The sequence below is a fragment of the Azospirillum sp. BE72 genome, from assembly GCF_031455875.1.
GTDB lineage: Bacteria > Pseudomonadota > Alphaproteobacteria > Azospirillales > Azospirillaceae > Azospirillum.
This window is the reverse complement of sequence record NZ_JAVDTO010000032.1, coordinates 23,253-32,046: the sequence shown is the minus strand read 5'-3', so window position 1 is coordinate 32,046 and position 8,794 is coordinate 23,253. Positions and strand designations below refer to the sequence as shown.

8 protein-coding genes and 1 pseudogene are annotated in these 8,794 nt (G+C 56.8%); 5 read left to right on the top strand and 4 right to left on the bottom strand.

Going from position 1 to position 8,794, the window contains the following annotated elements:
* A partial coding sequence (locus tag J2Y49_RS31860) for a Tn3 family transposase (protein WP_310119742.1) occupies positions 1 to 798 on the top strand: 798 nt, incomplete at its 5' end.
* A gap of 285 nt (positions 799 to 1,083) precedes the next feature.
* Here J2Y49_RS31860 and J2Y49_RS31855 read toward each other — a convergent pair.
* Positions 1,084 to 1,443, bottom strand: coding sequence for a hypothetical protein (locus tag J2Y49_RS31855; RefSeq protein WP_310119740.1), 360 nt, complete (start codon positions 1,441 to 1,443; stop codon positions 1,084 to 1,086).
* A 732-nt stretch (positions 1,444 to 2,175) separates the two neighbouring features.
* Positions 2,176 to 2,394, bottom strand: coding sequence for a hypothetical protein (locus J2Y49_RS31850; protein WP_310119739.1), 219 nt, complete (start codon positions 2,392 to 2,394; stop codon positions 2,176 to 2,178).
* 1,295 nt (positions 2,395 to 3,689) lie between these two features.
* Between J2Y49_RS31850 and J2Y49_RS31845 the strand changes: the two genes are divergently transcribed.
* Together J2Y49_RS31845 and J2Y49_RS31840 are read left to right on the top strand one after the other, a co-directional pair.
* A complete protein-coding gene (locus J2Y49_RS31845; protein WP_310119737.1) occupies positions 3,690 to 5,201 on the top strand; it encodes a DGQHR domain-containing protein in 1,512 nt (503 codons plus the stop codon).
* A complete protein-coding gene (locus tag J2Y49_RS31840; RefSeq protein ID WP_310119735.1) occupies positions 5,198 to 6,520 on the top strand; it encodes a hypothetical protein in 1,323 nt (440 codons plus the stop codon). The genes J2Y49_RS31845 and J2Y49_RS31840 overlap by 4 nt, the downstream gene beginning before the upstream one ends.
* Before the next feature lie 24 nt (positions 6,521 to 6,544).
* Here J2Y49_RS31840 and J2Y49_RS31835 read toward each other — a convergent pair.
* Positions 6,545 to 6,794: pseudogene (locus J2Y49_RS31835) on the bottom strand (IS5/IS1182 family transposase); the annotation flags it as partial.
* Between the two features lie 141 nt (positions 6,795 to 6,935).
* Between J2Y49_RS31835 and J2Y49_RS31830 the strand changes: the two are divergent.
* Positions 6,936 to 7,178, top strand: a complete 243-nt coding sequence (locus tag J2Y49_RS31830; RefSeq protein ID WP_310119734.1) for a DUF4167 domain-containing protein — start codon at positions 6,936 to 6,938, stop codon at positions 7,176 to 7,178.
* A gap of 13 nt (positions 7,179 to 7,191) precedes the next feature.
* Entirely contained in the window at positions 7,192 to 7,542 is a 351-nt protein-coding gene (locus tag J2Y49_RS31825) for a hypothetical protein (protein ID WP_310119732.1), read from the top strand.
* A gap of 207 nt (positions 7,543 to 7,749) precedes the next feature.
* Here the strand turns inward: J2Y49_RS31825 and J2Y49_RS31820 are convergent, their stop codons facing one another.
* The gene (locus J2Y49_RS31820) at positions 7,750 to 8,781 is read right to left on the bottom strand and encodes a replication protein RepA (protein WP_310119731.1); all 1,032 of its coding nucleotides are present in this window, start codon (positions 8,779 to 8,781) and stop codon (positions 7,750 to 7,752) included.
* Positions 8,782 to 8,794: the final 13 nt, after the last annotated feature.

Genomic DNA, 8,794 nt, shown 5'->3' with positions numbered 1-8,794 from the left:
CTCCGTGCGCTCGATCCTGGCCATAGACGCCCCCTGTGTCCGATGTCGTCACAAGAATGCTCGAAAGGCTCCTTGGAGCCAAATGTCCATATAACGAGCGACCATGTCTTCGGCCTGTGTGCCCTGCTCGGTTTCCGCTTCGCCCCGCGCATTCGCGATTTGAAAGATCGGCGGCTCTACCTGCTGCCTGGCCGGGAGGCGCCGGCCATCCTGCGGCCCTTGGTTGGAGGAACCATCGATATCGAGCACCTCACGGCCAATTGGACGGAGTTGCTGCGATTGGCGACCTCGATCCGCTCGGGCACCGCGACGGCCTCTGCCATGCTGCGGCGGCTCTCGGCTTACCCGCGCCAGAATGGTTTGGCCCTGGCCCTGCGAGAACTGGGCCGTATCGAACGGACCGCGTTCACCTTGCAATGGCTGCGTGATCCCGCCATGCGCCGGCGCGCCAACGCCGGCCTCAACAAAGGGGAGGCCCGGAACGCCTTGGCCAGGGCGATCTTCTTCAATCGCTTGGGTGAGATGCGCGATCGCAGCTTCGAAAACCAGGTTTTCCGAGCATCGGGGCTGAACCTGCTGGTGTCGGCCATCATCCTGTGGAACACGCGCTATCTCGAAGCCGCCTTCGCCGAACTGGTAAGCCAAGGGCATGGCGTAACCCCCGAATTGATGCGGCATGTGGCGCCTCTGGGATGGGAGCATATCGGCCTCACCGGTGACTATGTCTGGGGGGCTGATCCCCTTCCAGAAGCCGGCCTCAGGCCGTTGCGGAGGATGCAGTCCTTGCTTGCAGCATGAGTTCCCAGTCCGTTCTCACATCCCGGACAATCTGATCACTTTCGTGTAGTGACCCCGAGTAGCAGCGGAACCGGAAACCTAGTTGAGCCCTCCGTCGTCTCGATAGGGTCTACACCGGCCCTGTAGGCCGTCTCGAAACGCTGAATAGAACCCTATTGAGGCGCGGGAAGCGTCTCAGCGCCTCGCCTTGCTGGGGTCTACCCTACCGGAACGCCGGACACGAAGGCCGGAATTGCTGGGTTTCGGCCCTTACCAAGGAATCCCGTTCCATTGGTACTCAGCCCCCTAGAGATGCTCGCGCGCCCATACCAGGAAGCGCTGACAGCGTATCATCTCCTCGCGCAGCCAGTCGCGATAACCCGGCTGGCCTTGCACGGGTGGCTCGGCCGGCTGGACGTGACAACCACGCTTGCCGCACCGTTTGCACCGGGACCGGCGCGCGAGCATCAGCAGCGAGGTGCCCGGCCCGACGCGGCGGATCAGATTATTGATTGGGACGGCTTCCCTGTGCTCGCACCGCCGGCCGTACGCTTCACCACCGACGCACCAGAACTCAATGAACAGCGATCCGCGCTCGCGCCAGCGATCGAGGCTGTCGAAGCCATAGGAGATCGGCGCGGGGTCTTTGACGTTCGGTTCCGGCATGAGAACAAGAATAGAACGTCGAGCAATCTCCGTCGAGAGGGCGAACGGGATTCGCAGATCCGGACGCCACTTTGGTGCCCAAGAGCTTAGGCACCCTCGAGGCTGCTGCCGGCGCTCATACAACCGGATAGGATCGCTGCCCGGTCTCTGCCTCTTTTTTTCGTCTAAGCCGCAATTTGGCTCAGAGTTGCGGGTTTAGAAAGACAGGGCAACAGAGGAATGAGGACAGCAATGAGAAGAGCGCACCGGCTGACGCTGGTAACAACCTCGAGACGACTCGTGCGGCGCCCACAGCTACCCTGCCACATGCCATTGGCAGGGATTACCTCCATATTTCGGAAATTCCATACCCCTCTAGGAGTATGAATTACCGACTTTGCGCTCTTTCTGGCTATGGAGACTGAGTGCCTGGAAAGATGCGCGGCAAACTTTACATTCAGAATTAGCGAGCCGCCGGGTGCGGAGACACCCGGCGGACGCCCCATCAAGACAAGGAGTCATCCTGATGATCTTTAGGCTTTCCTTCACTCTGCGCCTGTGGCGCTGGGCTCTGGCCGTTCAGGTGAGCCGCCACTGAGCCCGCCGGAGGCCTGCGCGGCAACGCAGGCCTCCGACTGTCTCTTATATCTTCATCGTTCAGTGCGCTTGACAACCCCTGCATCTCGCCAAGTCGCGCTCGGCCGCAGGCTATAGACCAGAGGGCGGCGGCCCTCTGGTCGCCTCATCGCCGGTTCATCTCGGCCGGTTCGGCCAGGGCCATGGGCCTTCGTAGAACACACCTTCGGTCGACAGCGCGCCGCCGATATGGACGGCTTCCAGGCGCAGGCCTGCGGCGATCTCGCGGGCGCCGGCGAGGGCGAGGGCGCGTTCCGGCGCCGATGCGCGCACCTTCATCACCACGTTCGGCACCTCGGCCCCGTCCGGGAACCCTTTGATCCCGTACATCTGCATTGTACCCTCCTTTGGTGATGCTATTGCCGCCAACCGCACCCCGGTTGGGGCGATCAGGCCGAGGCCTCCTTAAAATTTCCCGCTCCGTGGCAACCTTGCCAAGTGGTTGAATCAGTTCGGCAATCAGGCTGTAATCTGTCGCCGCGCCGCACCACGGCCCCATCCTCACCCAATTTCCGCCTTGGCGTCGGAGACGGCGGGACGCAACATGGCTGCAAGGTTACGGCCTCTGGTCGGAACTGAGTTCGGAAAGCGAAGGAGTGGCGATATGCTCGACCTCTTGTTCGCGATCGTGGGGGTGATTGCTGCGGTTGCCCGCCTGTGGCGGGTGATCCAAGACATGATCCTCTGAGACGCAGAAGCCCCGCCGGGTGCGATCCGGCGGGGCTTTGTCTATCGAAGTTCCGCGAAGGAGCCTCGATATGCTCGACGGGTCAATTAAGACCCTCCGCCCCCCCTCTCTGCAAGCCGAAACGAAGGCTATCTCGTATGGCGATCCCGTGCGCGACAAACCTGCCACGCTCATGAGATGGGCGACTCGCTGTTCTGCGAACGTCGTTCGCGGTCCCCGGCCCCCAGATGTTGAGGCAAGGGGAGAAGATCCCTTGTGTGGGACCGGGGGATTCCGGCCCCGACAGGTCATAAGTCCCCTGCCCGGCTAAGTCGTTGATTCATCTGCTAGAGGACAGCGCGATAAGTGTCAGCTAAACAACGCCAAAAGACCCCTATCGGCGGTTGTTCCCAGCACCCGGCCTCCGGCAGTTAGACGGGATTGGCAGGTCAGGCCGATCGTCGGCCCCAGAGGAGCGGATGGTGATCCAAACCCTCTGGTCCCGCGTTCCCCCAGCCATCCAGCCTCCGGCTATCTTCCGTTATGCTGTCGGGCACCAATTCTGGCGGACCAAGGACAGCGAAATCAGCATCCGCTCCGCCGTGACTGTCTTTGGTTGATAATGCTGCCGTTGTTTTTCGCCCATCCTATGGAATGCCCACTTAATACCGGAAATATCAAAGCGGCGGGTAAAATAGATGAAATTGTTAAGGTGTATGTTGCGCGAACAGGCCAGATTTATTTGGACAAACACGGAGACAGTTGCCGTCCTGTTTTTTTTTGCGACCCGAGGGCGGTATCTGTTAAGCTCAGCGGTGTCTGTGAATGAATCAGAAGCCCGAATGTCGTGCGTCGCGATGAGCTTATATGCAGTTTTCAACAGAATGGCAGAAGGTTAATTGTTATGTTTTGAGTGCCACTGTCGGCAAATTGCAATAAGAGAAATCTCGGATTGGGAAATGCAATGGTCCAAACTGCTGTTCCGTGCTTAAAGGTTAAGCAATGGCTAAAAGAGTGGGACAACCTTGATTATGATGCCTCGCAAAACAGGAGAAAACCTAGAAGCGAGATTTTCATTTTCAAGATGAAAGCAGGGCTTTTGCGTTCGCTAAGCGGAGTTTTTCGGCGTGAACGATCTGGCGTAGGGAGCGCTACTGGACTGCAGCGCGGCCATGATCGAGAGCGTTCGGCTGAAATTGGGAAATTTCTCCGCTTTGGTTATCCCTGGTCCGAGATGAGTGAATCAAAAAGAAGTGATCAGGAGTTTGCTGATCTAAGGAAGCCAGGCTGGTTGCCTAATTCAATCGTAATTAACATTCTTCCGCCTACAGACGAGCGGCGCGGGCGGTCTGTATCCCAACGTGATCAGGTAGTCATCAACGATGACGGAGCCAAGACAGAATTACTTTTACCGGCGGGGTGTCTGGAGGCGGGATGGACCCCTGAAGATCTTCCACCTTTTGAAGTAATTGATGGACAGCATAGATTGTGGGCTTTCAGCGAGGTGGATATAGATCTGGACTTTGAACTCCCTGTTGTAGCATTTTATGGACTAGATGTAAGTTGGCAAGCATACCTTTTTTGGTCGATCAACGTTTCCCCGAAGAGAATCAATCCCAGCCATGCTTTTGATCTTTATCCTCTGTTGCGTACGGAGGATTGGCTCTATAAGTTTGAGGGACATTCAATTTATCGGCAAGCTCGCGCTCAAGAGTTGGTTGATCTGCTCTTCAGTCATCCAGCTAGCCCGTGGTTAGACCGTATCAATATGCTAGGCGAGCGAGGACTAAAGCAAATATCTCAAGCGGCCTGGGTAAATAGCCTTATGGCTACTTTTCTAGCAACCGGAAAAGGTCGGAGCGCTAAAGGGTTATTCGGGGCGAATGTCCTAGGTATTCAAGGGCCACTTCCATGGACGCGACCCCAGCAAGCAGCGTTCCTGATGGTTATTTGGGATGCTCTTCGCATTGAAATTTCTCGCAATACAACAGAATGGGCGCTAAGCATCAGACCCCAAACTAACCAAGACACGATGGATTTTTGGGGTTCTGATCCTGATCCGGCGTTTATTGGTCAGCATTCATTGTTGAATCAAGATCAAGGAGTTCGTGGCTACCTTTCCGTAGTCAACGACATATTTGCCAATGAGGCAGAGAATCTCAGCCTCAAAATGTGGAATTTGCCGCCTGGTATCGAGGGCGTGTCGAATGAAGAAATCACCGCCTCAATAGCCTCTTTAAAACAGCAATTATTTGTGGAAAAAATATTTGAGTTGGCGGCAATACTGGCGACGTTTGATTGGCGTACCTCGGAGGCTCCGGGCTTAACGCGTGATCAAAGTCTTCTTAAGAAAGCTTTCCGTGGAACTGGCGGATATTCGACAATCCGTAAAGAACTTCATCACTTCCTCGCTAGCTATGAATGGTGGGGGCAAGATATCTCTAGGCATCTGCTTAGGGAGTTAGAAACACAATGACCTCTAAGCCGATTCCTACCCACATTAAAGTGCGTTTGAATGCTGCTAAGTCTTCTTCTGTGAGCTCCGGCCTATCGAGAGTGTTGCCGGCGGTGGAGTCTGGAGAATGGCTGCCCCCTAGTCATTCCTACAGGCGCATTTCTGATATTGAAAGAGACGCTTCATCTGGTTCCATTAAGAGTAAAGAGTATACGGAGCATATAGCTGTTTCCGCTCCACTCCATTCCATGGATGGCTGGAGATATTTATCCGGATCACTTGGCGCTCTTATTCATGGCGATTACCATGGTGCGCGTCACATGGCTTACTATGCTGAGCTTCGTGCAGCTTTATCAATTCTTGCTTCGGCTGGGATCGGTATTTCGAACGGATGGAATTACGCTATCGATGGCAGCGGGAAATGCACGCGCATTGATGCAAGTACCGACACTGAGGATGGGTACGGCACCCATAAAATGGTATGGATGGCCTTCGAGCATTGGATCACCAGTTCAGACGCAAAGATGCGAATTGGGAAAGTGATCCAGTTGCGGAATCATCCTCTTTCAACAATATTGTATCAGCATCGGTGGCAGGCGCAAATCCCTCACTGGCTTAATTTGTGGGGTTTGGACATTAGGAGATACGCTTCTGAAAGGGACGCAAGAAATCTTTCTAGTTATGAGCCCACAGATTTAAATAGGATATCCATTACGTGGGAAGAGACTTGTACCTTCCTTGCGGAGTTTTGGGGGGGTGTTGATGCTGGAGGAACAAATACATTTGATAATGTCGACAAACACTTAATTAGGATTGCGCTACGCGACAGTATTTCTGAAAATTTTGATGAAGATTCTTATGATGAGAGCTTTTCGGTTGATAACTTTATCTCTCAAGAGGTTGGAAATGCTTTGAGAACAATGCCGGGCGCTGTCTCTCCCGTTTTGACGCCACAGTTTCTCCAGAGGTTAACTGAGCCGGATGATCTGGCGATTATCCGTTATGCGAAGAAGACAAGTGGTGCGGAGGCGCACCCATTCTCTATGATAAGTCGTGCGTTTTTGCTTCTACGCATTTCATCCGGGATCTCTAACGAGTTCGTGAAGCAAGTTGGTGCAAGAACCTTAGGCAAATGGCTAGAGCGTGTTACGCTTGATGCAGGCCTCGCCGAAATATGGGACGAAAACAATCCATACGACTTACTTACCGAGGTTTTCAATACTATTTCTGATATTGAGCCACATCACACGAATAGATATTTAGGTTTTTCCAATTGTGCTGCTGCGCTTTGTTTGGCTCGGCAAGCAGAAAGAATTGGTGTGCTAGCATTTTGTGATTAGTCCTGGAATTGAGAGTAAGAGTGCCTAACAGAACCATCTCTGGACGAATCGCCAGCAGATGAGGCTTTTGGCGATGCGGCGGAGACGGGCAAACCAGGCGAGTGTCCGCTCGGCCCCATTGGTGTCGGCCAAGGCGCTCACTGCTCTCGATGCCACGCCGAGCGATGCGTGGAGCAATCCCTCGTCGGCGTAACGCCTGCCGGCAGTAGGCGAAGTCGTAGCCCTTGTCGGTGTGCAGTTTGGCTGGCAGGTGTCGTGGCCGGCCCGCACATCCTCCGGTGTCGATCTGCGCGTCGCCAGACGTCAGCATCGCCGTCACGGCGGAAGATTTTCGCGCATCGTGCGCCTTGCGCGGCGTAGACTCTGTCAGGTCGAAGAATGACCCTCCACTCTTTCAAGGAAGTCGGTAGGCCCCATGCCACCCTCCAGGCCCCGCATACCAGTGCCGCGACCGAATTTCAGCAAGTCTCGTCCCACCACTGCCACTTCGACCGGAGTTCGACCAGCACCCGCCCGTGTGAACGGATCAGCGCTTCAGAAACAGTCTCAGTGGCTCGCCCGCGCGGCTGATGCCGAACGCATCGGAGATGGCGTGGAGGCTGAACTGTGTCGGCAGTATGCTGAGCACTGGTTCCGCGTATCGCGGGGAGAAGACTGAGGGAGATGAGTTGGTGAGTGACACCACCTTGACGCCGCGGGAGCGGGCTCTGATCCGTAACGAATTCATGGTGCGCTTTGGGCAGGCACCGCGGCTGGAGAGCGGCATCCTGGTGAAGCGGTGGGCCACCGGGCCGAACAAGGGTCAGCCGAAGCCGGGAACGGTCATTCAGGGGATGCTGGACCGTGGGCTGCTGCAGTTACGGGATGATGGCGGCCATTGGCTGCGGGCGCGGTTCACCGAGGCCGGCCTCGCTGCCTTACGGCATATGGCCGAGGATGCACGCGCCCTGCCGCCAGGAGAATACCAGCATGTTCTGGACGAACTCGAAAACGGGCAACGGACAGAGGTAAAGCGTGGCTGAGCTCACGTTCACGCTGCTTTCTCAGATCCCGGACAATTTACATACTTTCGTGTAGTGACCCCAGCTGCCGACTGAAGAGCCCTTTTGCCCCAAGGCCAACAAGGATGTGGCGTGGCAGCCGCCAGAACCTGCCCACAACTCCACCGGCCAACGGGACTACGGGGCCAGCCCAATGCGCTATGAGGGGCGCGGCTGGCCCCTCCGTCCCTACGCGCCGCGGGCGCGTTGACCCGTGGATTTGTGGACAGGGGTCTCGCTACTGATCACCTCCAACAGTCGTTGGCCGCGCATCGTCGTTGCGACGACAGGCGGCGGGCTGTTGCGCAGCCACAGGCCCTCGGGAGCCGGCTCGGTACGGGCTGCAGGGTAAAGCGCGAGCACCCTCGTCATGGTCTCGTTGAACCTAGCCCTGAAGTCGCGCAGGCGATCGTAACCCTGGTCGAACTGAGCGGCCAAGGCTGGCCACGTGATCAGCTGGGGCTTCCCGGCGGGCACCTTGTGGAGCCGCTGCGCAAGCCATGCGTAGAGATCGAGCGCGAATGCTGAGCCAGCCAATCGCGCGACTGCTCGGCGGTCGAGCGGAACGGCATGCATCATCAGCGAGTGGAAATAGTCGTCCGACAGCCTGATCGTGGACGGCCAAAGGACACGCTGGTTATGAGTGCGGGGGAACCACAGGTCAAAGCTGCCGACGACCTGCGTATTGATCTGCCGTGCCCGGCCATCTTCGATCATGCCAAGGCGGATGTTGGTAGCGGCGAGGCAGGCCAGCTGCTCCTTGATCGTCTTGATGGTGCGACCGCCTGTGTTCAGGGATAGCGAGCGCACGAATGCCGTCAGGCTGTTCTCCACCTCGATGACGGGCGACTGTGTTCGCATGGCTTCCGCGTTCAGGTGCAGCAGAACGAGCCGTGGCTTTTCACCGTAAGGCAGCGGCAGTTCTTCGAACTTCTCCGTCTCCGGATTGAGGACAGCACCGGCCTCAAGGCGCAGCGAGATACGGCCCTGTTGCCGCTCCCACTCGCGCGCCGCAGTCTTCCGGTATGGCAGACCCACTTGGCAAAAGACGGTATGCTGGAAAGAGATATCGGCAGCGCTTGGTGCCGTCTCCACGATCTCTGCAGTGGCGGCCGCAAGCCGGCTGGCCGTGGCGTCTCCAAGCGGCCGACCGGTCGCAACAGCACGTGGAGGCTGGCGATAGCCGAAGAGATCGGCCGGTGCATTGTCATCAGGCTTCATGGGAGGCAGCCTC

Bases quoted from the DNA above. Each gene is read 5' to 3' on its own strand.
- J2Y49_RS31845 (WP_310119737.1), top strand. From the start codon at position 3,690: ATGGTCCAAACTGCTGTTCCGTGCTTAAAGGTTAAGCAATGGCTAAAA.
- J2Y49_RS31830 (WP_310119734.1), top strand. From the start codon at position 6,936: ATGCCACCCTCCAGGCCCCGCATACCAGTGCCGCGACCGAATTTCAGC.
- J2Y49_RS31855 (WP_310119740.1), bottom strand. From the start codon at position 1,443: ATGCCGGAACCGAACGTCAAAGACCCCGCGCCGATCTCCTATGGCTTC.
- J2Y49_RS31850 (WP_310119739.1), bottom strand. From the start codon at position 2,394: ATGCAGATGTACGGGATCAAAGGGTTCCCGGACGGGGCCGAGGTGCCG.
- J2Y49_RS31820 (WP_310119731.1), bottom strand. From the start codon at position 8,781: ATGAAGCCTGATGACAATGCACCGGCCGATCTCTTCGGCTATCGCCAG.
- J2Y49_RS31840 (WP_310119735.1), top strand. From the start codon at position 5,198: ATGACCTCTAAGCCGATTCCTACCCACATTAAAGTGCGTTTGAATGCT.